The 25,723-nt window shown below is 69.7% G+C and carries 26 protein-coding genes; 10 read left to right on the top strand and 16 right to left on the bottom strand.

Annotated features, from left to right (window positions below; all coding sequences use genetic code 11):
• Window positions 1-41: 41 nt before the first annotated feature.
• Complete coding sequence (locus AC07OX_RS06990; protein WP_495260811.1) at window positions 42-2,063, top strand: AsmA family protein; 2,022 nt, start codon at window positions 42-44, stop codon at window positions 2,061-2,063.
• Window positions 2,064-2,082: 19 nt separating this feature from the next.
• Here AC07OX_RS06990 and AC07OX_RS06995 read toward each other — a convergent pair whose 3' ends face one another.
• The 3 genes from AC07OX_RS06995 to gpmA all read right to left on the bottom strand — a co-directional run bounded on the left by AC07OX_RS06995 (window position 2,083) and on the right by gpmA (window position 5,239).
• Window positions 2,083-2,847, bottom strand: a complete 765-nt coding sequence (locus AC07OX_RS06995) for a HesA/MoeB/ThiF family protein (RefSeq protein ID WP_495260810.1) — start codon at window positions 2,845-2,847, stop codon at window positions 2,083-2,085.
• Between the two features lie 82 nt (window positions 2,848-2,929).
• Window positions 2,930-4,372, bottom strand: coding sequence for a S41 family peptidase (locus AC07OX_RS07000; RefSeq protein ID WP_062477129.1), 1,443 nt, complete (start codon window positions 4,370-4,372; stop codon window positions 2,930-2,932).
• Window positions 4,373-4,495: 123 nt separating this feature from the next.
• Window positions 4,496-5,239, bottom strand: coding sequence for a 2,3-diphosphoglycerate-dependent phosphoglycerate mutase (gene gpmA, locus AC07OX_RS07005; RefSeq protein WP_013543140.1), 744 nt, complete (start codon window positions 5,237-5,239; stop codon window positions 4,496-4,498).
• Window positions 5,240-5,344: 105 nt separating this feature from the next.
• Between gpmA and AC07OX_RS07010 the strand changes: the two genes are divergently transcribed.
• From AC07OX_RS07010 to nadA, 6 genes are all read left to right on the top strand, one after another.
• Window positions 5,345-5,728 carry a rhodanese-like domain-containing protein gene (locus AC07OX_RS07010; protein ID WP_370681259.1) on the top strand — a complete coding sequence of 128 codons (384 nt, stop codon included), beginning with the start codon at window positions 5,345-5,347 and terminating at the stop codon, window positions 5,726-5,728.
• 20 nt (window positions 5,729-5,748) lie between these two features.
• Entirely contained in the window at window positions 5,749-6,009 is a 261-nt protein-coding gene (gene grxC, locus AC07OX_RS07015; RefSeq protein WP_062477087.1) for a glutaredoxin 3, read from the top strand.
• A 128-nt stretch (window positions 6,010-6,137) separates the two neighbouring features.
• Window positions 6,138-6,602, top strand: coding sequence for a protein-export chaperone SecB (gene secB / locus AC07OX_RS07020; RefSeq protein ID WP_056578332.1), 465 nt, complete (start codon window positions 6,138-6,140; stop codon window positions 6,600-6,602).
• A gap of 28 nt (window positions 6,603-6,630) precedes the next feature.
• Complete coding sequence (locus AC07OX_RS07025; RefSeq protein ID WP_495260809.1) at window positions 6,631-7,674, top strand: NAD(P)H-dependent glycerol-3-phosphate dehydrogenase; 1,044 nt, start codon at window positions 6,631-6,633, stop codon at window positions 7,672-7,674.
• A gap of 23 nt (window positions 7,675-7,697) precedes the next feature.
• Entirely contained in the window at window positions 7,698-8,576 is an 879-nt protein-coding gene (gene nadC, locus AC07OX_RS07030; RefSeq protein WP_495260808.1) for a carboxylating nicotinate-nucleotide diphosphorylase, read from the top strand.
• Window positions 8,577-8,582: 6 nt separating this feature from the next.
• Window positions 8,583-9,698: a quinolinate synthase NadA gene (gene nadA, locus AC07OX_RS07035; RefSeq protein WP_369631694.1), complete on the top strand. Its 1,116-nt coding sequence runs from the start codon at window positions 8,583-8,585 to the stop codon at window positions 9,696-9,698.
• A 116-nt stretch (window positions 9,699-9,814) separates the two neighbouring features.
• Here the strand turns inward: nadA and AC07OX_RS07040 are convergent, their stop codons facing one another.
• The 7 genes from AC07OX_RS07040 to AC07OX_RS07070 form a co-directional block, all read right to left on the bottom strand.
• The gene (locus AC07OX_RS07040; protein WP_495260807.1) at window positions 9,815-10,177 is read right to left on the bottom strand and encodes a 6-carboxytetrahydropterin synthase; all 363 of its coding nucleotides are present in this window, start codon (window positions 10,175-10,177) and stop codon (window positions 9,815-9,817) included.
• Window positions 10,178-10,217: 40 nt separating this feature from the next.
• Window positions 10,218-10,856, bottom strand: a complete 639-nt coding sequence (gene queE / locus AC07OX_RS07045) for a 7-carboxy-7-deazaguanine synthase (protein WP_495260806.1) — start codon at window positions 10,854-10,856, stop codon at window positions 10,218-10,220.
• Window positions 10,853-11,695, bottom strand: a complete 843-nt coding sequence (gene panC, locus AC07OX_RS07050; RefSeq protein ID WP_495260805.1) for a pantoate--beta-alanine ligase — start codon at window positions 11,693-11,695, stop codon at window positions 10,853-10,855. The genes queE and panC overlap by 4 nt, the downstream gene beginning before the upstream one ends.
• Window positions 11,696-11,714: 19 nt before the next feature.
• Window positions 11,715-12,620 (bottom strand): 3-methyl-2-oxobutanoate hydroxymethyltransferase, encoded by a 906-nt coding sequence (gene panB, locus AC07OX_RS07055; protein ID WP_307637121.1) that lies wholly within the window; start codon window positions 12,618-12,620, stop codon window positions 11,715-11,717.
• A 72-nt stretch (window positions 12,621-12,692) separates the two neighbouring features.
• Window positions 12,693-14,276, bottom strand: a complete 1,584-nt coding sequence (gene nadB / locus AC07OX_RS07060) for an L-aspartate oxidase (RefSeq protein WP_495260804.1) — start codon at window positions 14,274-14,276, stop codon at window positions 12,693-12,695.
• Between the two features lie 20 nt (window positions 14,277-14,296).
• The gene (locus tag AC07OX_RS07065; RefSeq protein WP_056578351.1) at window positions 14,297-15,133 is read right to left on the bottom strand and encodes a segregation and condensation protein A; all 837 of its coding nucleotides are present in this window, start codon (window positions 15,131-15,133) and stop codon (window positions 14,297-14,299) included.
• Window positions 15,134-15,201: 68 nt separating this feature from the next.
• Complete coding sequence (locus AC07OX_RS07070) at window positions 15,202-15,408, bottom strand: DUF3460 family protein (RefSeq protein ID WP_070061458.1); 207 nt, start codon at window positions 15,406-15,408, stop codon at window positions 15,202-15,204.
• A gap of 39 nt (window positions 15,409-15,447) precedes the next feature.
• Here AC07OX_RS07070 and AC07OX_RS07075 point away from each other — a divergent pair, with 39 nt between their 5' ends.
• Window positions 15,448-15,951 carry an outer membrane protein assembly factor BamE gene (locus AC07OX_RS07075; protein WP_095743942.1) on the top strand — a complete coding sequence of 168 codons (504 nt, stop codon included), beginning with the start codon at window positions 15,448-15,450 and terminating at the stop codon, window positions 15,949-15,951.
• A 3-nt stretch (window positions 15,952-15,954) separates the two neighbouring features.
• On the opposite strand, the gene AC07OX_RS07080 is transcribed toward AC07OX_RS07075, so the two are convergent.
• Window positions 15,955-17,634: a SulP family inorganic anion transporter gene (locus AC07OX_RS07080; protein WP_495260803.1), complete on the bottom strand. Its 1,680-nt coding sequence runs from the start codon at window positions 17,632-17,634 to the stop codon at window positions 15,955-15,957.
• A 133-nt stretch (window positions 17,635-17,767) separates the two neighbouring features.
• Between AC07OX_RS07080 and AC07OX_RS07085 the strand changes: the two genes are divergently transcribed.
• Window positions 17,768-19,480 carry a hydrogenase maturation protein gene (locus AC07OX_RS07085; protein WP_495260802.1) on the top strand — a complete coding sequence of 571 codons (1,713 nt, stop codon included), beginning with the start codon at window positions 17,768-17,770 and terminating at the stop codon, window positions 19,478-19,480.
• 7 nt (window positions 19,481-19,487) lie between these two features.
• On the opposite strand, the gene AC07OX_RS07090 is transcribed toward AC07OX_RS07085, so the two are convergent.
• From AC07OX_RS07090 to AC07OX_RS07105, 4 genes are read right to left on the bottom strand one after another with little or no spacing between them, the layout of a single operon-like run.
• Complete coding sequence (locus tag AC07OX_RS07090) at window positions 19,488-19,712, bottom strand: hypothetical protein (protein WP_495260801.1); 225 nt, start codon at window positions 19,710-19,712, stop codon at window positions 19,488-19,490.
• Window positions 19,699-20,898 (bottom strand): CaiB/BaiF CoA transferase family protein, encoded by a 1,200-nt coding sequence (locus AC07OX_RS07095; protein ID WP_495260800.1) that lies wholly within the window; start codon window positions 20,896-20,898, stop codon window positions 19,699-19,701. The genes AC07OX_RS07090 and AC07OX_RS07095 overlap by 14 nt, the downstream gene beginning before the upstream one ends.
• A complete protein-coding gene (locus AC07OX_RS07100; RefSeq protein ID WP_062478940.1) occupies window positions 20,895-21,869 on the bottom strand; it encodes a Bug family tripartite tricarboxylate transporter substrate binding protein in 975 nt (324 codons plus the stop codon). The genes AC07OX_RS07095 and AC07OX_RS07100 overlap by 4 nt, the downstream gene beginning before the upstream one ends.
• A gap of 43 nt (window positions 21,870-21,912) precedes the next feature.
• Window positions 21,913-22,668 carry an enoyl-CoA hydratase/isomerase family protein gene (locus tag AC07OX_RS07105; RefSeq protein WP_495260799.1) on the bottom strand — a complete coding sequence of 252 codons (756 nt, stop codon included), beginning with the start codon at window positions 22,666-22,668 and terminating at the stop codon, window positions 21,913-21,915.
• Between the two features lie 58 nt (window positions 22,669-22,726).
• Here AC07OX_RS07105 and AC07OX_RS07110 point away from each other — a divergent pair, with 58 nt between their 5' ends.
• Entirely contained in the window at window positions 22,727-23,398 is a 672-nt protein-coding gene (locus tag AC07OX_RS07110; RefSeq protein ID WP_062478945.1) for a GntR family transcriptional regulator, read from the top strand.
• A 20-nt stretch (window positions 23,399-23,418) separates the two neighbouring features.
• Here the strand turns inward: AC07OX_RS07110 and metG are convergent, their stop codons facing one another.
• Entirely contained in the window at window positions 23,419-25,515 is a 2,097-nt protein-coding gene (gene metG, locus AC07OX_RS07115; RefSeq protein ID WP_495260798.1) for a methionine--tRNA ligase, read from the bottom strand.
• Between the last annotated feature and the right edge of the window lie 208 nt (window positions 25,516-25,723).

Genomic DNA, 25,723 nt, shown 5'->3' on the forward strand with positions numbered 1-25,723 from the left:
CGCCGACCCGGTTCGGGCGCGCATCCGGGTAAGAATCGACCATGGCAACCCAATCCCTTCGCACCCGGCCGCGCTGGCAGAAGCTGCTGGCGGCCTTCGTGTTGCTGGTCGCCGTCCTGCTGACCGCGTTCGCGCTCCTCGTGGCCTTCTTTCCGTGGGACACGCTGCGCGAGCCGCTCAACCGCTTCGTGAGCGAGAAGACCGGGCGCAAGTTCGAGATCACCCGCCGGCTCGACGTGGACCTGGGCTGGAAAGCCGCCACCATCCACTTCGACGGCATCGAGTTCGCCAACCCCGACTGGGCGCGCGATCCCTACCTGGTGAAGGCCGAGCGCGCGAGCTTCGAGATCCGCCTGTGGCCGCTGATCGACAAGCGGGTGGTCATTCCGAGCCTGGCGCTGACCGCGCCCACCGTCGGCCTGCAGATGGAACCCGACGGGCGCCGCACCTGGGCCTTCGGCAAGGACACCTCCGACACCGGCACCGTGCCCACCATCGGCCTGATCCAGGTCGACAAGGGCGCCGTCGACTTCCTGGCCACGCACCTGGGCGTCGACGTGCACGCCGACCTGGACTACGACAGCAACCGCGGCGAGCTGCCGCTGCACTACCGCATCAAGGGCCGCTACAAAGGCCAGCCGCTCACGGCCGACGGGCGCACCGGCAACGTGCTGCAGATCAACGCCGCGGGCGCGCCGCCGTTCCCGCTCGAGATCAATGCCGCCGCCGGCCAGACGAAGCTGAAGGCCAGCGGCACCGTGGCCCAGCTCGCGGGCTTCGACGGCATCGACGCCACGTTCCAGGTCAAGGGCCAGACGCTGAGTGCGCTGTACCCGCTGACCGGCATCGTGCTGCCGCAGACCCCGCCCTATGCGCTGAGCGGCGGGCTGCGCAAGCGCGGCAAGCTCTGGGAGGCCGCGGGGCTCAACGGCCGGCTGGGCCTGTCGGACATCGGCGGCGACATGGCCTTCGACCAGGCCGGCAAGGTGCCGCGCCTGTCGGGCACGCTGCGCTCGCGTGTCATGGACATGGACGACCTCGGCCCGCTGATCGGCCTGCCGCCCACGGCGCGTTCGGCCAACGCGGTGGAGGGCGTGGCGCCCGTCGCCTCGGCCCAGCCCAAGCGACCGCCCGGCGGCAAGGTGCTGCCGACCAACCCCTTCGACTTCGCGCGGCTGCACGCCATGAACGCCGACGTGGCCTACACGGCCGAGCGCATCCGCAACGTGCGCGAGGTGCCGCTGGACCGCGGCAGCGTCAAGATCCGGCTGACCGACGGCGTGCTGTCGCTCGACCCGCTCGACCTGGGCGTGGCCAACGGCAAGCTCGTGGGCGCGATCCGCATCGACGCCACCAAGACGCCGGCCGACATCCGCGCCTCGCTCGACGTGCGCGGCCTGCGGCTGGCCCGGCTGATTCCCAAGCTCGAGAACTCGGGCAACAGCGTCGGTCGGCTCGACGGGCGCATCAACCTGTCGGGCGCCGGCAATTCGGTGGCCAGCTGGCTCGGCGGCGCGTCGGGCGACATGGCGGTGCTGTCGGGCCGCGGCCAGTTCGGCAACCTGATGCCCGTGTTCGCGACGCTGGTGGGCGGCGACATCCTGAAGTTCCTGCTGCGCGGCGACCGCGACGTCGAGCTGCGCTGCGCGGCGCTGGCCTTCGACGTGAACAAGGGCGTGATGAGCGGGCGCACGCTGGTGCTGGACACCACCAACGCCGTTTTCACCGCCACCGGCCAGGCCAACCTCGCGACCGAGTCGCTCGACTTCGTGATCCGGCCCGAGCCCAAGAGCGCGAGCTTCCTGTCGCTGCGCACGCCGCTGGTCGTGAGCGGCACCTTCGGCGCACCCAAGGGCGGCGTCGAGATCGGGCCGCTGGCCGGCCGTGGCCTCGCAGCGCTGGCGCTCGGCGCCATCAACCCGCTGCTGGCGCTGGCCGCGACCATCGAGACCGGGCCCGGCGAGAACGCCGACTGCACGGGCGTGCTGGCGGTGGCGAACCGGCCCACGGCCGGGGCGGCGTCGCGCGGTGCCGCGCGGGCCAAGGGGGCTCGCCAGCCTTAAGGCAGGAGAGGGTGGGCGCTCAGGCGCTGGCCTGGGGCCGCTGCGCGCAGACGCTGCAGTGCGGGTCGCGCGAGACGCGCAGCGTGTCGAAACCGGTGCTGCGCCCGTCGAACATCAGCAGCTTGCCCGCCAGCGACGGGCCGATGCCCGCCAGCAGCTTGAGTGCCTCGCTGGCCTGCAGCGTGCCGATGGTGCCGACGACCGGGCCGAACACGCCGAGCACCGCGCAGCGGGTTTCCTCGAAGCTGGCCTCGGGCGGGAACAGGCAGGCGTAGCAGGGGCAGGCGGCGTCGCGGGTGTCGTACACGCTCAGTTGCCCATCGAAGCGGATCGCCGCGCCCGCCACCAGCGGCTTGGCGTGCGCCACGCAGGCGCGGTTCACGGCCTGCCGGGTGGCGAAGTTGTCGCAGCAGTCGACCACCACGTCGGCCGCGGCCACCAGCTGCGACAGCAGCGCCTCGTCGGCGCGCATGGCGTGGGTTTCGATGGCGATGTCGGGGTTGATGTCGCGCATGGCCTGCGCGGCGGATGCGACCTTGGACTGGCCCACCCGCGCATGGGTGTGGGCAACCTGCCGCTGGAGGTTGGTGAGATCGACCTCGTCGTCGTCGACCAGCACGATGTGGCCGACCCCCGCTGCCGCGAGGTACAGGGCCACCGGCGAGCCCAGCCCGCCGGCACCGATGACGAGCACCCGGCCGGCGCTGACGCGCGCCTGGCCGTCGATGCCGAATTCTTCGAGGAGGATGTGCCGCGAATAGCGCAGCAGGTCGTGATCGTCCATGCGCGCCTGCCTGGGCCTTTGCGGGGGAGGGGAAAACGCCGGTGGCGCGAACCGCACGGTGCGTGCGGCCCGCTCGCCGGGATCAGTTTTCCTTCTTCTCGTCCTTGTTGTCGACGATGACCTGCGTCTTGCTGACCAGCACCGGCTGGCCCTTCAGGCGGTTGAGCGCCTGCACCAGCGGGAAGTCCTTGTCGGTGCCGAACTCGGGCACCTTGCGGTCCTGCGGCGGCTTCTTGGCTTCTTCCTCGAGGCGCTTGCGGGCTTCGTCGCGGGCCTTTTCACGCTCGGGGTCCTTGACCTCGGGGCCCTGGCCGCTGGCCAGGTGCTTCTCGAGGTCGGCCTCGCGCATGCGCAGGGCGGCGAAGGGGCTGCCCTCGGCGCTTTCGTCGACCAGCACGTTGGGCACGATGCCCTTGGCCTGGATCGAGGTGCCGCTGGGCGTGTAGTAGCGCGCGGTGGTGATCTTCAGGCCCGTGTCGGGGCCGAGCGGGCGCACGGTCTGCACCGAGCCCTTGCCGAAGGTCTGGCTGCCCATGATGGTGGCGCGCTTGTGGTCCTGCAGTGCGCCGGCCACGATCTCGCTGGCCGAGGCCGAGCCTTCGTTCACCAGCACCACCAGCGGCACGTTCTTGAGCGCTGCCGGCAGGTTGCGCAGCGGGTCGCTGCCCGAGCGGCGCTGGTAGTACTCGGGCGCCGCCTTGTAGATCGACTTGCTTTCGGCCAGCTGGCCGTCGGTGGTGACCACCGTGACGTTCTCGGGCAGGAAGGCCGCCGACACCGCCACCGCCGCGTCGAGCAGGCCGCCCGGGTCGTTGCGCAGGTCGAGCACCAGGCCCTTGAGGTTCGGGTCTTCCTTGTAGAGCTCCTCGATCTTCTTGACGAAGTCGTCGACCGTGCGCTCCTGGAACTGCGACAGGCGGATCCAGCCGTAGCCCGGTTCGATCATCTTGCCGCGCACCGACTGGGTACGGATTTCCTCGCGCGTGATCGTGACCGGGAAGGTGCGGCTCTCGTCCTTGCGGAAGATGGTCAGCAGCACCTTGGTGTTGGCCTCGCCGCGCATGCGCTTGACGGCTTCATTGAGCGACAGGCCGCGCACGGCGGTGTCGTCGATCTTGGTGATCAGGTCGTTCGGCTTCAGGCCGGCGCGGAAGGCGGGCGAGCCCTCGATGGGGGAGACGACCTTGATGAGGCCGTCTTCCTGCGAGATCTCGATGCCCACGCCGACGAAGCGGCCCGTGGTGCCCTCGCGGAATTCCTTGAAGGACTTCTTGTCGAAGTACTGCGAGTGCGGATCGAGCCCGGCGACCATGCCCGAGATGGCGTCCGAGATGAGTTTCTTCTCGTCGACCGCCTCGACATAGTCGCTCTTGACCATCCCGAAGACGGCCGCGAGCTGCTGCAATTCCTCGAGCGGGAGCGGCGCGAGCGAACCCCGCGCGACCGTCTGCAGCGAGACGGTGGTCAGGACGCCAGCAACGGCGCCGGCGGCGACCCAGCCGGTGATCTTCAGTTTCTGGCCCATCATGAGTGAAATGTCCTGTATGTCGACGGCTGTCGAACCAATATACACAGCTTGGAAGCAAATTGCCTGCCGGGGTTCCACGGAGGAACCGGCAGGCGGGGTTTTCTTCTTTTGCTTACGTCTTCAGCCCTTGCCCTGCGAAGCCACCGCGGCGGCGGCCTTTTCGGCGGCCGCGGCATCGCCCAGGTAGTAGTGGCGCAGGGGCTTGAGGTCGTCGTCCAGCTCGTACACGAGCGGGATGCCGTTCGGGATGTTCAGGCCGACGATGGCGTCGTCCGAGATGCCGTCCAGGTACTTCACCAGCGCGCGGATCGAGTTGCCGTGCGCGGCCACGACCAGGCGGCGGCCGGTGCGGATGGCCGGGGCCATCGACTCGTTCCAGAACGGCAGCACGCGCGCCACCGTGTCCTTCAGGCATTCGGTCAGCGGAATCTGCTCGGGCGACAGCTTGGCGTAGCGCACGTCGGAGCGCTCGCTGCGCGGGTCGTCGGCTTCCAGCGGCGGCGGCGGGGTGCTGTAGCTGCGGCGCCAGACCAGCACCTGCTCGTCACCGTACTTCTTGGCCGTTTCGGCCTTGTTCAGGCCCTGCAGGCCGCCGTAGTGGCGCTCGTTGAGGCGCCAGGAGTGCACCACGGGCAGCCAGGTGCGGTCGAGTTCGTCGAGCGTGTGCCAGAGGGTGCGGGTGGCGCGCTTGAGCACGCTGGTGTAGGCCACGTCGAAGTCGTAGCCCTCGGCCTTGAGCAGCCGGCCGGCCTGCTTGGCCTGCTCGACGCCGGTTTCGGTCAGGTCGACGTCGGTCCAGCCGGTGAAGCGGTTTTCGAGGTTCCAGGTCGATTCGCCGTGGCGGATCAGTACCAGTTTGTGCATGTCGGAGGCCTTTGGCAGCGCGTGGGAAAACCAGCATTCTAAAATCCCGGGTTTGCCATCCAAGGAACCCCCGTGAAATTGATCGAATTCGTCACCGCGAACTGGATGCTGATCCTGATGGCGCTCACCTCGGGCGGCATGCTGGCCTGGCCGATGCTCCGGGGTGCGGGCGGCGGCACGCTCACGGCCCAGGGCGCCGTGCAGCTTATCAACCGCGAACGCGCGGTGCTGGTCGACGTGCGCGAACCCGAAGAATTCGCGACCGGCCACATGATCGGCGCCAAGAACGTGCCCTTGAACCTGCTGGACGAGAAGCTGGCCAGCACGGTCAAGAACAAGAACGTGCCGCTGCTCCTGGTGTGCGCCACCGGCGCCCGCGCCCAGCGCGCCGTGGCCACGGCCAAGAAGCTCGGCTACGAGCAGGCCCAAGCCGTCGCTGGCGGGCTGAAGGCCTGGAAAGAGGCCAACCTGCCGGTTGAAAAAGCCTGATTTCCCCCAAGGTAGAGCGCATGCAAGCCGTCAAGATGTACACCACCGCCGTCTGCCCGTACTGCACGCGTGCAAAGCAGATCCTCAAGGCCAAGGGCGTCGAGCAGATCGAAGAGATCCGCATCGACACCGACCCGCAAGCCCGCACCACCATGATGGAGATCACCCAGCGCCGCACGGTGCCGCAGATCTTCATCGGCGACACCCACGTGGGCGGCTGCGACGACCTCATGGCCCTGGACAGCCGCGGCGGCCTGGTCCCGCTGCTGCAAGGCGCCTGAAGTCCCACGCGGCCGGGCGTCACGAAAGTGCGCGGGCCGTCGGGCGATAATCGTTTGTTCCCTCATCTGCAGCCCGCTGCGGGACCCTCTCCCCGGCGGGCATTGTTTTGATCCTCGAAAGTTCAGCCATGGCCGACCAGCAAGCCCAAGATCCCGTGTTCCAGATCCAGCGCGTCTACCTCAAGGACCTGTCGCTCGAACAACCCAACTCGCCCGCGATCCTGCTGGAGCAGACGCAACCCACCGTCGACATCCAGCTCGGCGTGGACGCCCAGCCCGTGGCCGACGGCATCTTCGAGATCACCGTGTCGGCCACCGTGCAGACCAAGATCGAAGACCGCACCGTGTTCCTGGTCGAAGCCAAGCAAGCCGGCATCTTCGAGATCCGCAACCTGCCGGAAGACCAGATGGGTCCGATCCTGGGCATCGCCTGCCCGCAGATCGTCTACCCGTACCTGCGCGGCAACGTCGCCGACGTGATCCAGCGCGGCGGCTTCCCGCCCGTGCACCTGGCCGAAATCAACTTCCAGGCCATGTACGAGCAGCAGCAAGCCCAGGCCGCCGGCCAGGCTGCCCCCACCCTGGCCCAGTAAACCGGCCGCACGACGCCGCCAGCGCACGATGAAGATCTGCGTTCATGGCGCCGGTGCCTGGGGCACGGCCGTCGCAGTCAACGCGGCGGCCCGCCACGAGGTCACGCTGTGGGCGCGCGACGCCGCCCAGGCCGACGCCATGTCGGCCGCGCGTGAAAACACCCGCTACCTTCCCGGGCTGGCCCTGCCGGCCTCGCTGGCCGTGCGCGCGGGCGACATCGCCCAGGCGCAGGCCGGGGCCGACCTCGTCATCGTCGCCACGCCCATGGCCGCGCTGCGCGAACAGCTGATCGCCTTGCGCGGCACCAGCGCCCAGGTGGCGTGGCTGTGCAAGGGCGTCGAGCCCGCGCTCGATGCCTCTCCCACCACCTACGGCCTGCTCGCCCACGAGATTTGGGCCCAGGTCGCCCCTGAATTGAAGGCGGGCGTGCTCAGCGGCCCCAGCTTTGCGCAGGAGGTCGCCGAAGGGCGCCCGACCGCGCTGGTGGCCGCCAGCCCGCACGCCGGCGTGCGCGATGCGCTGGTCGACGCCTTCCACGGCCCGGCCCTGCGCGTGTACGCCAACGACGACATCGTCGGTGTCGAAGTCGGCGGCGCCGTGAAGAACGTGCTCGCCATCGCCACCGGGCTGTGCGACGGCCTCGCGCTCGGGCTCAACGCCCGCGCGGCGCTGATCACCCGCGGCCTGGCTGAAATGACCCGCTTCGGCCTGGCGCTCGGCGCCCGCGCCGACACCTTCATGGGCCTGTCGGGCCTGGGCGACCTCGTGCTGACCGCCACCGGCGACCTGTCGCGCAACCGCAAGGTCGGGCTGCTGCTGGCCCAGGGCCGCACGCTCGCGCAGGCCGTCGATTCGCTGGGCCACGTGGCCGAGGGCGTGTACTGCGCACGCACCGTGGTGCAGCGCGCGCGCGGCCTGGGCATCGAGATGCCCATCGCCGAAGGCGTGGTCGCGCTGCTCGACGGCCAGGTGAGCCCGCGCGACGCCGTCGCGGCGCTGACCGGGCGCGACCCGGTGCCCGAGTCGGTGCAGCAGCAGCCCGCCGGCCCGGCCTCGCGCCATTCCTCCTGAAGAAGATTAGAGATTCCAGAGACATGAGCCCTCGCTTTGATTTCTCGGCGTCGGCCGTCGCCGCGCTGGCCGAGTCCGACGTCGCCCGCGCCCTGCAGGAAGACGTCGCCGACGGCGACCTGACCGCCTCGCTGGTCGACGCCTCCCGCACCGCCCACGCCCGCGTGCTCGCGCGCGAAACTGCCGTGGTGTGCGGCGCGCCCTGGGTCGAGGCCACCGTGCGGCGGCTCGACCCGCAGGCGCGCATCACCTGGCTGTGCGGCGAGGGCCAGCGCTGCGCCGCCGACCAGCCCGTGCTCGAAATCGAAGGCGGCGCCCGCGCGCTGCTGACGGCCGAGCGCACCGCGCTCAACTTCCTGCAGCTGCTGAGTGCGGTCGCCACCAAGACCGCGCTGTACGCCGACGCCGTGAAGGGCACCCGTGCCCGCATCGTCGACACCCGCAAGACCCTGCCGGGCCTGCGCCTGGCGCAGAAGTACGCGGTGCGCACGGGCGGCGGGCTGAACCACCGCATCGGCCTGTACGACGCGGTGCTCATCAAGGAAAACCACATCGCCGCGGCCGGTGGCGTGGCCGCCGCCCTGCGCGCGGTGGCGCCCGTGGCCGCGCAGGCCGCCTTTGTCGAGGTCGAGGTCGAGACCCTGGCCCAACTGCAGGAAGCGCTGGACGCCGGCGCCCGCATGGTGCTGCTCGACAACATGGACCTGCCCACGCTGCGCGAGGCCGTGCGCCTGAACGACGCCGTGGGCGAGGACCGCAAGGCCGTGCTCGAGATCTCGGGCGGCGTCACGCTCGACGGCCTGCGCGCCCTGGCCGAGACCGGTGTCGACCGGATCTCGATCGGCGCGTTGACCAAGGACGTGAAGGCCATCGACTACTCGATGCGCTTCCTGACCCACTGAACCGCCATGACGACCGCTTCCGTCATCGATGTCGACTACGAACAGCCCGCGCAAGGCGCGGTCTGCGACACGCGCCACGCCTGGGCCCGCGTGCCCCCCGAGCCTTCGCCCGACGAGCGCGTTGCGCTGAAGGAGCGCATTCGCCGCCTGCTGCGCGAGCGCAATGCGGTGATGGTGTCGCACTTCTACGTGCACCCTGACCTGCAAGATTTGGCCGAGGAAACCGGCGGCATCGTGAGCGATTCGCTCGAGATGGCGCGCTTCGGCCGTGACCACGCCGCCACCACGCTGGTGGTGTCGGGCGTGCGCTTCATGGGCGAGACCTCGAAGATCCTCTCGCCCGAAAAGCGCGTGCTGATGCCCGACCTGGACGCCAACTGCTCGCTCGACCTGGGCTGCCCGGTCGACGCCTTCAGCGCCTTCTGCGACGAGCATCCCGACCGCACCGTGGTGGTCTACGCCAACACCAGCGCGGCCGTGAAGGCGCGCGCCGACTGGCTCGTCACCTCCAGCTGCGCGCTCGACGTGGTGAACGCATTGCATGCGGCCGGCCAGAAGATCCTCTGGGGCCCCGACCGCCACCTGGGCGACTACATCCGCCGCCAGACCGGCGCCGACATGGTCAGCTGGAACGGCGCCTGCATCGTGCACGACGAATTCAAGGCGCTCGAACTCGAGCTGCTCATGAAGGAACACCCGAAGGCCAAGGTGCTGGTGCACCCCGAGTCGCCCTCGGACGTGATCGCGCTGGCGCACGCGGTGGGCTCCACCTCGGCCATCCTGAACGCGGCGCAGCGCTTCGACGCGACCGAGTTCATCGTCGCGACCGACACCGGCATGCTGCACAAGCTGCGCACGCTGAATCCCGGCAAGACCTTCATCGAAGCGCCCACGGCGGGCAACGGCGGCACCTGCAAGAGCTGCGCGCACTGCCCGTGGATGGCGATGAACGGGCTGGTCGAACTGGCGAACGCGCTGGAGACCGGCGCGGGCGAGATCCACGTCGATCCGGCACTCGGCGTGCGCGCGCGCGTGCCGATCGACCGCATGCTGGCGTTCACCGCCGGGCTGAAGAACGGCCAGGCGCCGGGCAGCCTGGTCGCCGGCATCGGCGCCGCCTGATCCTGTCTTGCTCCTTCCCCCGCTGGGGGAAGGTGGGGATGGGGGCAGGCAGAGCGTCCGATGGATACGCCGCGTGCCCCCACCTCGGCCCTCCCCCAGCGGGGAGGGAGAAAAACCTAGAACTCCACCGTGCAGGAATCGCCCAGCGCCTCGCGCCACACGCGCACGCGCGCCAGCGACGCCCGCAGATCCGGCAGCGCCTCCGCAATGAACACGCACAGGTTCTCCAGCGTCGGCGGATGCAGCTCCGGCACGTCGTCCAGCAGGTGGTGGTCGAGCTGCTCGCGCACGTCTTCGAGCCGGCGGCGCAGCAGGCCCAGGTCGATCACCATGCCCGTCACCGGGTCGCGCTCGCCTGCCAGCCACACCTCCGCGTGGTACGTGTGGCCGTGAATACGGCGGCTGCCTTCGACCTCGATCTCGCGTTTGAGCGTGTGGGCGGCGTCGAAGAAGAAGCGTTGGCTGATGGTGAAGCGCATCGTCAAAAAAGAAACTCGAAACTAAAAAGGGGCCGCCGCGTCAGCGGATGCCCGTGATCTTGTGGGTCTGCACGCTCAGGCGCCACACCGGCTGCTTCATGCATTCGGCGATGCACAGCTCGGTGTTGGCGAGCCGGTCGGGCCCGTCCATCGGCTGCAGGAAGCGGTGCGTGAATTCGCCCGTGCGCGCCATCGCATCGAGGTCGATGCCGGCCTGCGGCCACACCAGCTTCAGTTCCTGGCCGCGCTGCTGCACCCACGGCGCTCCGGCCTTGGGGCTGATGCACAGCCAGTCGATGCCGGCGGGCGCGGCGACCGTGCCGTTGCTCTCGACCGCGATGCGGAAGTGCCGCGCGTGCAGCGCGTCGACCAGCGCCGCATCGACCTGCAGCAGCGGCTCGCCGCCCGTGAGCACGACCAGCCGGTGCGTGGTGTCGCCGGCGGGCCATTGCGCGGCGATGGTGTCGGCGAGTTGCTCGGCGCTCTTGAACTTGCCGCCCAGCGTGCCGTCGGTGCCGACGAAGTCGGTGTCGCAGAAACGGCAGACGGCCGTGTCGCGGTCTTCCTCGCGGCCGGTCCAGAGGTTGCAGCCGGCGAAGCGGCAGAACACGGCCGGCATGCCGGCCTGGCCGCCTTCGCCCTGCAAGGTATAGAAAATTTCCTTGACGCTGTAAGTCATGAAGCGAGCGGCGTGTCGATTTCGAGGTTGTCGATGAGCCGCGTGCTGCCCAGCCGCGCGGCGGCCAGGGCCACGAGCGCATCGCCGGCCTGCGGCGCCTGCAGGTCGGCGCGGCGGCGCAGCACCAGGTAGTCGGGCTGCCAGCCGCGCTGCGCGAGCGACTGCATGGCGCGCGCCTCGAGGGCGGCCACGTCGCGCTCGCCGGCGCGCACGGCCTCGGCCATGGCCCGCAGCGCCTTCGACAGCTGCACGGCCTCGGCGCGCTCGGTGGCGCTCAGGTAGCCGTTGCGCGAGGAGAGCGCCAGGCCGTCGTCGGCGCGGAAGGTCTCGCCGCCGACGATCTCGATGGGCAGCGCGAACTGCCGCACCATGTGGCGGATCATCATGAGCTGCTGGTAGTCCTTCTTGCCGAACACGGTCACGCGCGGCTGCACGCACTGGAACAGCTTCATCACCACCGTGCACACGCCGATGAAGAAGCCGGGGCGGAAGTGCCCTTCGAGCAGGTCGGCCAGCGCCGGGTCGGGGTGCACCTTGCAGGTCTGGGGCTCGGGGTAGAGCGCCTTCTCGTCGGGCGCGAACAGCACGTCGCAGCCGGCGGCGCGCAGCTTCTCGCAGTCGCTGTCCCAGGTGCGCGGGTAGGTGTCGAAGTCTTCGTGCGGCAGGAACTGCAGGCGGTTCACGAAGATGCTCGCCACGGTGGCGTCGCCCAGCGGCTTGGCCTGGCGCACGAGCGCGAGGTGGCCCTCGTGCAGGTTGCCCATGGTGGGCACGAAGGCGGGGCGCTGGCTGGAAGACAGGTGCTGGCGCAGTTCGTCGATGGTCTTGGCGATGTACATGGTCGGTGTCCTTCTGGGCTTACCAGGCGTGGAGGCGGTCGTCGGGGAAGCTGCCGTTCTTCACGGCCTGCACGTAGGCCTGCAGCGCGGGCAGCACGCCCGGCGCGTCGGCCATGAAGTTGCGCACGAACTTCGGCATCTTCCCGAGGTTGATGCCCAGCATGTCGTGCAGCACGAGCACCTGGCCCGCGGTGCCCTTGCCGGCGCCGATGCCGATGGTGGCGCAGCGGGTCAGCTCGGCCGTGAGTTCGGCGGCCAGCGCGGCCGGCACCATCTCGAGCACCAGCATGGCGGCGCCCGCGTCCTGCAGCGCGTGGGCCTGCTGCTTGAGCAGCGCGCCGGCGGTGTCGCCCTTGCCCTGCACGCGGTAGCCGCCGAGTGCATGCACGGTCTGCGGTGTCAGGCCCAGGTGGGCGCACACGGGAATGCCGCGCTCGACCAGGAAGCGCACCGTTTCGGTGGTCCAGCCACCGCCTTCGAGCTTGACCATGTGCGCGCCGGCCTGCATCAGCACGGTGGCGCTGGCCAGGGCCTGCTCGCGCGACTCCTGGTAACTGCCGAAGGGCAGGTCGGCGATGAGCCAGGTCGTGCCCTGCACGCGGCGCAGGCCGCGCGAGACGCTGTCGGTGTGATAGCGCATGGCCTCCAGGCTCACGCCCACGGTGCTGTTCAGTCCCTGGCAGACCATGCCCAGCGAGTCGCCGACCAGCAGGCAGTCGATGCCGGCCGCGTCGGCCATGGCCGCGAAGGTGGCGTCGTAGGCGGTGAGCATGGCGATCTTCTCGCCGCGCGCGTGCATGTCGGCCAGCCGCGGCAGGCTCACGGGCTTGCGCTGCGCCAGGGGCGAGGCGGGCGGCAGCGTGCCGTAGGGCGTGGCGGCCGGGGCTTCGGACGGTGGGGTGGGTGGGGTAGGGGTGTTCGACATGGTTGGCTTTCTCCCTGCGGGCGTCGGTGGCCGGGCATCCTGAGGGTGATCGAAAGGTGACGAAGGGTGGGCTCAGTCGACCGGCGGCACCAGCACGGTGGGTGCGGTGGGCTCGGCCAGCGAAGGGTAATCGCGACTGAAATGCAGGCCACGGCTCTCGTGGCGGGCCTGCGCGGAACGCACGATCAGCTCGGCCACCTGCACCAGGTTGCGCAGTTCGAGCAGGTCGCGCGTGACGTGGAAGTTCGCGTAGAACTCCTGGATCTCGGCCTGCAGCAGCGCGATGCGATGGCTCGCACGCTCCAGGCGCTTGTTGGTGCGCACGATGCCGACGTAGTCCCACATGAAGCGGCGCAGTTCGTCCCAGTTGTGGGAGATGACCACGGCTTCGTCGGCGTCGGTGACGCGGCTTTCGTCCCAGGCGGGCAGCGCGGCGCGATCGCGCGACGGCGCCTGCGCAATGGCGTCGGCCGCGGCGCGTGCGAACACCATGCACTCGACCAGCGAGTTGCTGGCCAGCCGGTTGGCACCGTGCAGGCCGGTGCAGGCGGTTTCGCCGATGGCGTACAGGCCCGGGATGTCGGTGCGACCGGCCAGGTCGCTGAGCACGCCGCCGCAGGTGTAGTGCGCGGCGGGCACCACGGGAATCGGCTCGCGCGTGATGTCGATGCCCAGCTCCAGGCAGCGCGCCAGGATGTTGGGGAAGTGTTCTTTCAGGAACGCGGGCGGCTGGTGCGAGATGTCGAGGTACACGCAGTCGAGGCCGTGCTTCTTCATCTCGAAGTCGATGGCGCGCGCCACCACGTCGCGCGGCGCGAGTTCGGCGCGTTCGTCGTGCTTGGGCATGAAGCGCGTGCCGTCGGGCAACTTGAGCAGGCCGCCTTCGCCGCGCACCGCCTCGCTGATCAGGAACGACTTGGCGTGCGGGTGGTACAGGCAGGTCGGGTGGAACTGGATGAACTCCAGGTTCGACACCCGGCAGCCCGCGCGCCAGGCGGCGGCAATGCCGTCGCCGGTGGCGGTGTCGGGGTTGGTGGTGTACAGGTACACCTTGCCCGCGCCGCCCGTGGCCAGGATGGTGTGCGGCGCGCGGAAGGCCAGCACCTCGTCGGTCTCGTCGTCCAGCGCGTACAGGCCCTGGCACGACGGATCGGTCAACCCGAGCTTGGTGCCGGTGACCAGGTCGACCAGCGTGTGGTGTTCGAACAGCGTGATGTTGGGCGTGCGGCGCACGCGCTCGATCAGCACCTGCTGCACGGCCGCGCCGGTGGCGTCGGTCACGTGCACGATGCGGCGCTGGCTGTGGCCGCCTTCGCGCGTCAGGTGCAGGTCGCCACCTTCTTCCGAGAAGGGCACGCCCAGTTCGCGCAGCCAGCCGATGGCCTGCGGCGCGCCCTCGACCACGAAGCGCGTGGCCTCGGGGTCGCACAGGCCGGCGCCGGCCACCAGCGTGTCTTCCACGTGGGCGTCGAAGCTGTCGCCCGCCGCCAGCACGGCCGCGATGCCGCCCTGGGCCCAGGCGCTGGAGCCGTCGTTCAGCGCGCGCTTGGTGAGCACGGCCACGCGGTGCGTGGGGGCCAGGTGCAGCGCGGCGGAGAGGCCTGCGAGGCCGCTGCCGACAATGAGGACGTCGAAGTCGCGAACGGCGGAAGTCACAGGCGTGGGAACCGGTTGGGTCAGGCCGGCGAGTAGGCCAGCCGGACGTAAATAGGGGCGAAGGCTTCGGCCTGCGTGATGTCGATCAGCGTCTCCTTCGCAAGCTCGAGCATCGCGATGAAGGTGACGATCAGCACCGGCACGCCGCGCGAGACGTCGAAGAGCTTCTCGAACTCGACGAAGCGCTGGCCCTGCAGGTGGCGCAGCACGATGCTCATGTGCTCGCGCACATTGAGTTCTTCGCGCGAGATCTTGTGGTGCTGCACGAGCTTGGCGCGCTTCATGATGTCGGCCCAGGCGTCGCGCAGCTCGACCACGTCGACGTCGGGAAAGCGCGGCTTGATCGACTGCTCGATGTAGACCTGGGCCTTCCAGAAGTCGCGCCCGTAGGTCGGCAGCGCGCTGATGGCGGCGGCCTGCAGCTTGGTCTGCTCGTACTCCATGAGCCGGCGAACCAGCTCGGCGCGCGGGTCTTCGGCCTCTTCGCCGTCGGCCACCTTCTTGGGCGGCAGCAGCATGCGCGACTTGATCTCGATCAGCATCGCGGCCATCAGCAGGTACTCGGCCGCGAGCTCGAGGTTGGTCTGGCGAATTTCGTCGACGTAGCTCAGGTACTGCCGCGTGAGCCCGGCCATCGGGATGTCGAGGATGTTGAAGTTCTGCTTGCGGATCAGGTACAGCAACAGGTCCAGCGGGCCCTCGAAGGCCTCAAGGAAGACCTGCAGCGCCTCGGGCGGGATGTACAGGTCCTTCGGCATCGCGAACAGCGGCTCGCCGTAGAGCCGGGCCAGGGCGACCTGGTCGACGACCTCGGGCATGCTGGCCACGATCGTGCCGTTGTCCTCGTCTGCGCTCATGAGGAGGTTGCTATCAACTTAATAGCTGTGCGCGCAGGCTGGGCGGCGGGATGCCGGGTGGGCACCATTCACTTGGGTTGGGTCTGGTAGACGTACGGCTGCATCGGCACGCGCGCTTCGCTGTACTCCTCGAGCAGGCTGCGGTCGAGGTGCTTGTCCCACAGCAGGGCGCGGCCGGCGCGCTGTTCGGATTCCAGCGTCGGCTTCTTTTGCTTCATCTCCTCGATGAAGTTCGTGATCTCGGAGGTGTAGTGGGGGCGGCGGAAGATGGACATAGACTGGACCTTTATCGCTCGAATTTTACCGGGGACGGCATGCAACGATTTCAGAAGGGCCGGATCGGCCTCGTGGCAGGACTGCTGGCAGCGCTGATCGGGCTCGCGGGCTGCGATCCGCAGCGCATCAGCGAGCTCGAAGAGGGCGTCTCGACCGAGGCCGACGTGCGCGCGCGTTTCGGCGAACCCGAGAACATCTGGGACGTGCCCAACGGCCGCGTGCTGGAGTTCAACCGCCAGCCGCAGGGCCAGAAGAACTACATGATCACCATCGGCGCCGACGGCAAGATGAGCGCGCTGCGCCAGGTGCTCACGCCCGAGAACTTCGCCAAGGTGCAGCCCGGCATGATGATGGAAGACCTGCGCAAGCTGCTGGGCAAGCCGGCCAAGGTCACGCCCTATGCGCTCAAGCGCGAGACCGAATGGGAATGGCGCTGGGTGCAGCCACCGAATTCGTCGATGGTCTTCACCGCCACGCTGAACGACGACCAGCGCGTGGTGCGCAGCGGGTCGTCGCCTGATCGGGGCACCGAGGCGCCCTGACAGCTACGCGCCGTGCGACGCGCCGGGCTGGCCCGTCGTCAATTCCTCGGCGAAGCCCGAGCGCTCCAGCACCTCGAGCGGCTGCGGCTGCAGCGACTCGATGCGCAGCAGCCCGTCGCGCGCCAGCACCGCGCGGTGCAACTGCCGCAGCGCATCGACGCCGGTGGCATCGATGTAGATCAGGTGCGTGGCGTCCAGCACCACCGTCATGCCGCGCGGTGCGCGCTCCGCGGCGTTCACTGCTTCGTCGAGCTTGGCCGCCGCGCCGAAGAACATGGCGCCGTACAGCCGGTAGGTGAGCACCGGCGGTTGCAGCGTCACCAGCTCGACGCTGAACAGCCCGCTCATGCGCCGGATGAAGAGCGCACACGCCAGCACGATGCCCACCTGCACCGCCACCGTGAGGTCGAACACCACCGTGAGGAAGAAGGTGCCGAGCATCAGCAGGCGGTAGTGGCGGCTGAAGTGGCGCAGCTGGCCGGGCGTGAACTCGCGCCATTCGCCCATGTTCAGCCCCACGAACACCAGGATGCCCGCCAGCACCGCGAGCGGCACATGGCGCGCCAGCGGCGCCGCCAGCAGCACCACGACCAGCAGCGTGACCGCATGCACGATGCCCGCAATGGGCGAACTGCCGCCGGAGCGGATGTTGGTCACGGTGCGCGCGATGGTGCCCGTGGCCGGCATGCCGCCGAAGAAGGGCGTGACCAGGTTGGCGATGCCCTGCGCCATCAGCTCCTGGTTCGGGTCGTGGCGCGGCTGGCCGCTGACCTGGTCGGCCACGCGCGCACACAGCAGCGACTCGATGGCGCCGAGCAGCGCGATGGTCAGCGTCGGCGTCACCAGCTGCTTGACGGTCTCCCACGAGAAATCGGGCAGCGCGAAGGCCGGCACGCCCTCGGGAATGCCGCCGAAGCGCGTGCCGATGGTCTCCACCGGCAGCGCGAAGCCCCACGACACCAGCGTGAGCGACACCAGCGCGACGATCGGCCCCGGGATGCGCCCGACGATCTGCACCGGTCGCGTCTGCACCCACCGCCCGCCCACGCGCTGCACCGCGCGCGCCAGCGCCGAGTCGCCGCGAAACAGCCGCGACCACGCCAGCAGGCCGAGCACGCAGGCCAGCCCGAGCGCGAAGGCATGCGGGTTGAAGGTGTCCAGCCGCAGCGCCATCGCGTGCAGCTGCGAGAACACGTCGGCTGGCATGCGCTCCACCGTGAGGCCGAGCAAGTCCTTGAGCTGCGACAGCAGGATCAGCACCGCGATGCCGTTGGTGAAGCCCACCACGATCGACAGCGGCACGAAGCGCACCAGCCGCCCGAGCCCGAACAGCCCCGCCATGAACAGCAGCACGCCCGCGCAGGCAGTGGCGATCAGCAGGTTGGCCACGCCGTAGCGCTCGACGATGCCGTAGACGATCACGATGAACGCGCCCGCCGGGCCGCCGATCTGCACGGCCGAGCCGCCCAGCAGCGAGATCAGGAAGCCCGCGATGATCGCCGTCCAGATGCCGGCCTCGGGCTTGAGCCCCGAGGCGATGGCGAAGGCCATGGCCAACGGCAGCGCGACGATGCCTACCGTGGCGCCCGCGCCGAGGTCTCCCAGGAACCGCCCCCGGTCGTAGCCGGCCATCGTGTCCAGCAGGCGGGGGCGAAAGCGGGTGAGGTTCAGCGGCGACGACATGTGCGGTCATTGTGGCCCGGCCGTCGCGGCGGCCCGGCGATTTCCCGGCGGTGAGTACTTTCAGTCAGCTTATCGGCGGCGAGGCTGGCAGATACATTTTTGACGTTTTGAAACAAACGTCAATGAGGTCGCCATGCACATCCTGCTCGTCGCGAGCGCGTTCAACAGCCTCACGCAGCGCGTGCTGGCCGAGCTCCAGGACCGGGGCCACACCGCGGGCATCGTGCTGGCGCTCGGCGACGACGAGGCCTTGCGCGAGGCGGTGCGCCAGCACGCGCCCGCGCTCGTCATCGCGCCGATGCTGACCACGGCGATTCCCGAGGATGTCTGGCGCGCCCACACCTGCCTGATCGTGCATCCGGGCCCGCCCGGCGACCGGGGCCCGTCCTCGCTCGACCGGACGCTGCAAGGCGGCGTCGACAGCTGGGGCGTCACCGTGCTCGAGGCGGTGGCCGAGATGGACGCGGGCGATGTCTGGGCCTGGTCGCCGCTGAAGGTGCCGCCGCAGGCAGGCAAGAGCGACCTCTACCGCGGCGAGGTGGCCGATGCCGCCGTCGACGCCGTGCTGCTGGCCGTCGAGCGTTTCGCCTCGGGCACCTACAAGCCGAAGCGGCAGAAGGCGGCCGACCTCGCCGCCGGCTGGCGGCCCTTCATGAAGCAGGCCGAGCGCCGCATCGACTGGGCCACGCAGACCACCGAATCGGTGCTGCGGCAGCTGCGCGCGGCCGATTCGCAGCCCGGCGTGCTCGACGAGCTGCTGGGCGCGGCGTGGTACCTGCACGGCGGCCATGCCGAGGACGAGCTGCGCGGCACGCCCGGCGAACTGATCGCCACCCGCGCCGGCGCCGTCTGCCGCGCCACCGTCGACGGCGCGGTCTGGCTCACCCAGCTGCGGCCCTGGCGTGAGCCGGGTTCCGGCCTGCCGAGCTACAAGCTGCCGGCCGTCGAGGCACTGGGCGCGCGGCTGCCCGCCGGCCTGCCCGAGGTGGCCGCGCCGCTCGAGTTGCCCGCCGGCCGCCGCACGTGGACCGACATCCGCTACCGCGAGCACGGGCCGGTCGGCGTGCTGAACTTCTCGTTCGCGGGCGGGGCCATGAGCACCGCGCAATGCCGGCGTCTGCTGTCGGCCTACCGCTTCGCCTGCACCCGGCCGACCTCGGTGCTGGTGCTCGGCGGGCTGCGCGACTTCTTCTCCAACGGCATCCATCTGAACGTGATCGAGGCGGCGGCCGATCCGGCCGAAGAGTCGTGGGCCAACATCCACGCGATGAACGACCTGGTCGAGGCCGTGCTCACCACCACCGACCGCCTCACTGTGGCCGCGCTGGGCGGCAATGCCGCGGCCGGCGGCGTGATGCTCGCGCTCGCGGCCGACGAGGTGTGGTGCCGCGACGGCGTGGTGCTCAACCCGCACTACAAGCTCATGGGCCTGCACGGCTCCGAATACTGGACCTACAGCCTGCCGCGCCGCGTGGGCGCCGACGAGGCCGCGCGGCTGACGCAGTCGGCGCTGCCCGTGAGCGCCAAGCGCGCGGTGGCGCTGGGCCTGGCGCAGCGCGTGCTGCAGGCCGCGCCGGAAGAGCTGGGTGACGAGGTCGGCCGGCTGGCCGCGCAACTGGCGGCATCGCCGGACCTGGCCGCGCGCCTGGCGGACAAGCAGGCGGCGCGTGTGCGCGACGAAGCGGTCAAGCCGCTGCAGGCGTACCGCGACGAGGAGCTGGCGCACATGCGGCGCAATTTCTTCGATCCGGCCGAGCCGCACGCGACGCTGCGCTCGGCCTTCGTGCGCAAGGAAAAAGCGCAGCACACGCCTGCGCACCTCGCGGCGCTCGGCTTGCCGCGCTGAACGGCCCTCAGTCCTTGCTGTCGGGAATCACCGCGTCGGCCGTCGCGCCCACCACCTTGCCGGTGATGCGCGCGGTGCCGATGGCGGCATCGACCGCGAGGCCGACTGCGCCGGCGCCCACGCTCACGGCGGTGCTCGCGACGCTGACCACCGCGCAGCCGCTCAGCAGCAGCGCACCCGCGAGGCCGAGCGCGGAAAGGACGAGGGGGCGGAGGCGGTCACTGCGTTGCATGGGCGGATTCTGCACCCGCAGCGCTGGATCGGGCGAGTGACGCCAGGATCGCCTCGCGGTCCTGATCCAGCCGTGGCGGTTGCCGCCGCACCTGCGTACGCAGCCCGCCGACGTGCACCGGGTTGCCCGCCACCGTGAGCGGCTGGCCGCCCTGCGTGCGCACCTGCACCAGCATCTCGCGCGCCTGCACCTGCGGGTCGTTCACCACCGCCGCCACGTCGTTGTAGTCGCCGGTGGGGATGTTGTGCTGCATCAGCAGCGCCTGCCAGTGCGCGCAGGGCGCGGTCGACAGGCGCTCTTCGAGCAACTGCTTCAGCGCCTCGTGGTGCTGGCAGCGCGCCGGGTTGGTGGCAAAGCGCGCGTCCCCGGCGAGCGCGGGCAGCTCGAGCGCAGTGCACAGGCGCTGGAACAGCGGGTCGTTGCCCGCCGCGATCACGAACCAGCCGTCGGCCGCGCGGAACACGTCGAAGGGCGTGATCGACGGATGCCGCGAACCGATCGGTCCCGGCGCGCGGCCTTCGGCCTCCATGCGCGAGATCGCGTTCTCGAGCAGCGCGACCTGGCAGTCGAGCATGGCCACGTCGACCCGGTCGCCCACGCCCGTGCGCCCGCGCTGCAGCAGCGCGGCCTGCGTGCCGACGGCCGCGTACAGGCCGGCGCCGAGGTCGCCGATCGACACGCCCACGCGCGTCGGCGGCGCGCCCGGGTGGCCGGTGAGGCTCATGATGCCGCCCATCGCCTGCACCACCATGTCGTAGGCGGGGCGCCTGCTGTAGGGCCCGGTCTGGCCGAAGCCCGAGACCGAGGTGAACACGAGTTTCGGAAAGCGCGCATGCAGCGTCGGCCAGCCGTAGCCCAGCTTTTCCATCGTGCCGGGCCGGAAGTTCTCGACCAGCACGTCGGCCGTGGCCAGCAGCTGCTCGAAGACCGCGCGGTCGGCCGACGCTTTCAGGTCGAGCGCGATCGACTCCTTGTTGCGGTTGACCGACATGAAGTAGGCCGAGTCGCCTTCGACGAAGGGGCCGATCTGCCGCGCGTCGTCGCCCAGGCCGGGTTGTTCCACCTTGATGACGCGCGCGCCCAGGTCGGCGAGCAGCAGCGTGCAGTACGGGCCCGCGAGCACGCGCGTGAGGTCGATGACGGTGAAGCCCTGCAGCGGGCCTGCCTTGGGTGCGTGCGGGCTCATTCGACGCTCGCGCCCGAGCGCTCGGTGAGTTCCTTCGACTTCGCGCCTTCGGCCAAGGCCCAGGCGCGGAATTCGGCCAGCGACTTCGACGGCGCCGACTCGTTGCCCGACTTCTCCATCCGCGCCTTGACCTCGGGGTCGTTCAGCGCTGCCACGCTGGCGTCGAACAGCTTCTGCGCCACCTCCGGCGGCAGGCCGGCCGGACCGAAGAGGCCGAACCAGAAGGTGTAGTCGTAGCCTTTCACGCCGGCCTCGGCCACGCTGGGCACATCGGGAAAGAGCGGCGAGCGCTGGCCCGAGGTGACGGCCAGCACGCGCAGCTTCTGGCCCTGCGCCATCGGCAGCACCGAGGGCGGCGTGCCGAAGGTGAGCTGCACGTCGCCCGCGGCCACGGCCTGGATCGACGGCGCGCCGCCCTTGTACGGCACGTGCAGCATCTGCACGCCGGCCGCCTTCTCGAACGACAGGCCCGCCAGGTGCGTCACCACGCCGGCGCCCGAGGACGAGTACGCCAGCTTGCCGGGGTTCTGCCGCGCTTCGGCGATCAGCGCCTGCACGGTCTTGGCGCTCACGTCCTTGTTCACGGCGAGCAGCATCGGCGCGGAGCTCCAGCGCGAGATCGGCACGAAGCTCTTGGCACCGTCGTACTTCACGCTCTTGTAGAGCAGCTTGTCGCTGCCGTAGAGGTTGGCGCTGCCCAGCAGCAGCGTGTAGCCGTCGGGCGCGGCGCGCGCGACCTGGTCGGACGCGATGGTGGTGCCGGCGCCCGGCTTGTTGTCGATGACGATCGGCTGGCCGAGCAGCTTGCCCAGCTTGTCGCCGACGATGCGCGCCACCGTGTCGGCGCCGCCGCCGGCGGGGAAGCCGACCAGCAGCGTGATCGGGCGCGAGGGGTAGGTGTCGGCCAGTGCGCCGGCCGAGGCCAGCAGCGCGGCGGCGGCGAACGAGAGGGCTCGCAGTTCTTGCTTCATGGGTTTGTCTCCTGGGTCTTGTGTGGGGAAGGGGCGGGCGCGCTCAGCGGCCCTGGAACACCGGCGTGCGCTTCTCGCGCCAGGCCCGGCCGCCCTCGGCGAGGTCTTCTGAGGCGACGGTGCGCTGCACCTCGCGCGAGATCTCGGTAGCGTCGGCGGTGCCGCGCGCGATCTGGTTCAGGTGCTTCTTCATGCCCAGCAGCGCCAGCGGCGCCATGCCGGCGAGCACGGTGTGCAGGCGCTGCACCTCGGCGTCGAGCGCGGCGGCGTCGTCGACCAGCTGCGTGAGAAAGCCGCAGTCGCGCATGGCGGCGCCGTCGAGCTTCTCGGCGGTGAGGAACAGGCGCTTGGCCGTGTCCAGCCCCAGCCGCGACACGTAGCGCTCCATGCCGCTCTGGTAGTAGTGCAGGCCGAGCCGCGCGGCGGGCATGAACATTTCGGCGCTGCGGGCGCCCACGCGGAAGTCGCAGGCCAGCACGAGGTCGGTCGCGCCGCCGTAGACGCCGCCGTGCACCGCCGCGATGGTGACGGCGCGGCAGTTTTCGAACACATCGACCATCTCGCCGAAGCTGCGGCCCTCGGTCTGGCTCTGGGTGGCCACCTCTGATATATCAAATCCGCTGCAGAAGTACTTGCCCTCGGCGCGCAGGACCAGCACCAGCACCTCGGGCGTGCGGTTCACTGTGTCCACATGCTGGATCAGCACGGGAAGATCGTCCGGCGTGAGCTTGTTGGCGGCCTGGGGACGGTGCAGCGTCAGGTAGGCCACGTGGCCGTCGATCGCGAGGGTGGGAGACATTGATGTACCAAACAGATGAATTGATATATCTGTAAGGTTAGCTAATATCCAGATCGCCATGCAACCCGCGAAAACCCTCGACACCCACAGCCTGCAGGACCGCATCCGCGCCCGGCTCGAACAAGACATCCTGGGCGGCGTGCTGTCGCCCGGCATGGCCATCGACGAAAAGGCCCTGGCCCTGAGCTTCAACACCTCGCGCACGCCGGTGCGCGAGGCGCTGCTGCTGCTCAGCGCGCGTGGGTTGGTCGACATCGTTCCGCGCACCGGCATCTACGTGCGCCAGCTGCGGGCGAACGAACTGGTGGCGATGATGGAAGCGCTCGGCGAGCTCGAAGGCGTGCTGGCGCGGCTGGCCGCGCTGCGCATCGGCCCGGCGCTGCGCGAGGAGCTGCTGCGTGCCCTGGCCGGCACCGCCGCGCAGGCGCAGGCCGACGACGCCGAGGCCTACCAGCAGGCCAACGCCGCGCTGCACGACGTGATCTACCGCGCCAGCGGCAACCCCTTCATCGTGGAGCAGGCGCAGACCGTGCGGCTGCGCATCTCGGCCTACCGCGGGCGGATGTTCGAGAAGCCCGGCCGGCTCGCCGCTTCACAGCGGGAGCACGAACGGGTGGTGGAGTGGATTCTCAAAGGCCACGCGGACAACGCCGCGGAGGCGATGCGCGACCACATCTCGGTGGGCGGCAAGGTGTTCGCCGACCTCGTGTTGAACAACAAGTTCGGCTAGTTCTTCTTTGCGTGGTCGGGTCAGCGCACGCGCATGCCCGGCGTCGCGCCCGCCCAGGGCTCGAGCACGTGGATGCCCGGGTGGGCCTTTTCGTCGCCGTGGCTCGCGGCCAGCACCATGCCTTCGCTGACGCCGAACTTCATCTTGCGCGGCGCGAGGTTGGCGACCAGCACCGTGAGCTTGCCCACGAGCTGCTCCGGCTGGTAGGCCGAGGCGATGCCGCTGAACACGTTGCGCGTCTTGCCTTCGCCGGCGTCGAGCGTCAGGCGCAGCAGCTTGGTCGAGCCCTCGACCTTTTCGCAGGCCACGATCTTCGCGATGCGCAGGTCGATCTTCGCGAAGTCGTCGATGGTGATGGTCGGCGCGATGGCTTCGCCGCCGGGCAGCTCCTGCGCTTCCGCGGCGACAGGTGCGGCTGCGGCGGCTTCGGGCACGTCGAACAGCTTGTCGACCTGCTTGGGGTCGGCGCGCTGCATCAGGTGCTTGTAGTCGCCGATGGCGTGGCCGGCCGGCAGGGCCTGGGCGGCGTCGGCCCAGGTCAGTGGCGCGATCTTCAGGAAGGCCTCGACGTTCACGGCCAGCGCCGGCAGCACGGGCTTGAGGTACAGCGTGAGCAGGCGGAAGGCCTCGATACACACCGTGCACACGTCGTGCAGGCGCGCCTCGGCGCCTTCCTTCTTGGCCAGTTCCCAGGGCTTGTTCTGGTCGACGTACTCGTTCACCTTGTCGGCCAGCGCCATCACCTCGCGCAGCGCGCGGGCGTAGTCGCGGCCGTCGTACAGCGACTGCACCTGCGTGGCCGCAGCGCGCAGCGTGGACAACAGCGTTTCGCCGTCGGCCGACACCGCACCCAGCTGGCCGCCGAAGCGCTTGCCGATGAAGCCGGCCGCGCGGCTGGCGATGTTGATGTACTTGCCCACGAGGTCGCTGTTCACGCGCGCCACGAAGTCGTCGGGGTTGAAGTCGATGTCCTCGTTGCGGCCGTTGAGCTTGGCGGCGATGTAGTAGCGCAGCCACTCGGGGTCGAGCCCGATCGACAGGTACTTGAGCGGGTCGATGCCGGTGCCGCGGCTCTTGCTCATCTTCTCGCCGCTCACCGTCAGGTGGCCGTGCACGTACACGGCGTTGGGCGCCTTGCGGCCGCTGAAATGCAGCATCGCGGGCCAGAACAGCGTGTGGAAGGTGATGATGTCCTTGCCGATGAAGTGCACCTGCTCCAGCTCGGGGTCGGCCATGTACTCGGTGTACGAGATGCCGTCGCCGCCCAGTTCGATGCAGCGCTTGTCCAGCAGGTTCTTCAGCGAGGCCAGGTAGCCCACGGGCGCGTCGAGCCACACGTAGAAGTACTTGCCCGGCGCATCGGGGATCTCGATGCCGAAGTAGGGCGCGTCGCGGCTGATGTCCCAGTCGCCCAGGCCGCCCTTGCCTTCGTCGTCCTTGTAGAGCCACTCGCGGATCTTGTTCTGCACCTCGGGCTGCACGTGGCCAGGGGCGGCGGTCCATTCCTTCAGGTAGGCCTCGCAGCGCGGGTCCGACAGCTTGAAGAAGAAGTGCTCCGAGCTGCGCAGCTCGGGCTTGGCGCCCGACAGCGCCGAGTAGGGGTTGATCAGCTCGGTGGGCGCGTACACGGCGCCGCACACCTCGCAGTTGTCGCCGTACTGGTCCTTCGAGTGGCAGTTGGGGCACTCGCCCTTGATGAAGCGGTCGGCCAGGAACATGCCCTTGGCCGGGTCGTAGAACTGCTCGACGCTCTTGGTCTCGATGAGGCCGTTGGCGCGCAGGTCGCGGTAGATGTCCTGCGCCAGCTGGTGGTTCTCGGGCGCGTCGGTCGAGTGCCAGTTGTCGAAGGCGATGTGGTAGCCATCGAGGTAGGGCTTGCGGCCCGCGGCGATCTCGGCCACGAAGGCCTGCGGCGTCACGCCGGCCTTGTCGGCCGCGATGGTGATGGCCGCGCCGTGCGCGTCGTCGGCGCACACGAAGTTGACGTCGGCGCCATTCATTCGCTGGTTCCGCACCCAGATGTCGGCCTGGATGTATTCCATCATGTGGCCGATGTGGAACTTGCCGTTGGCATACGGCAGGGCGGTGGTGACGAAGAGCTTGCGCGGGGCGGACATCGGGGAGGGCGCTTTCGGGAGTGACGAACGGAAGGGGCGCGGGGCCCGTGGAGGCGGCCAGGGGCCGCGTCCGGGAACCGGGCATTTTAGGCGGCCCGTCCCGCGGCCGCCGCCATGGGGCTGCTCACCTCGGCCGCGGGGTACCCGGAGTGACCCCGAAGGCCGCGGGGGTGTCGCCCGTGCGACGTATGCTCGCAGCCTCTTTACT

The organism is Variovorax sp. GW821-FHT09D07 (assembly GCF_059416345.1).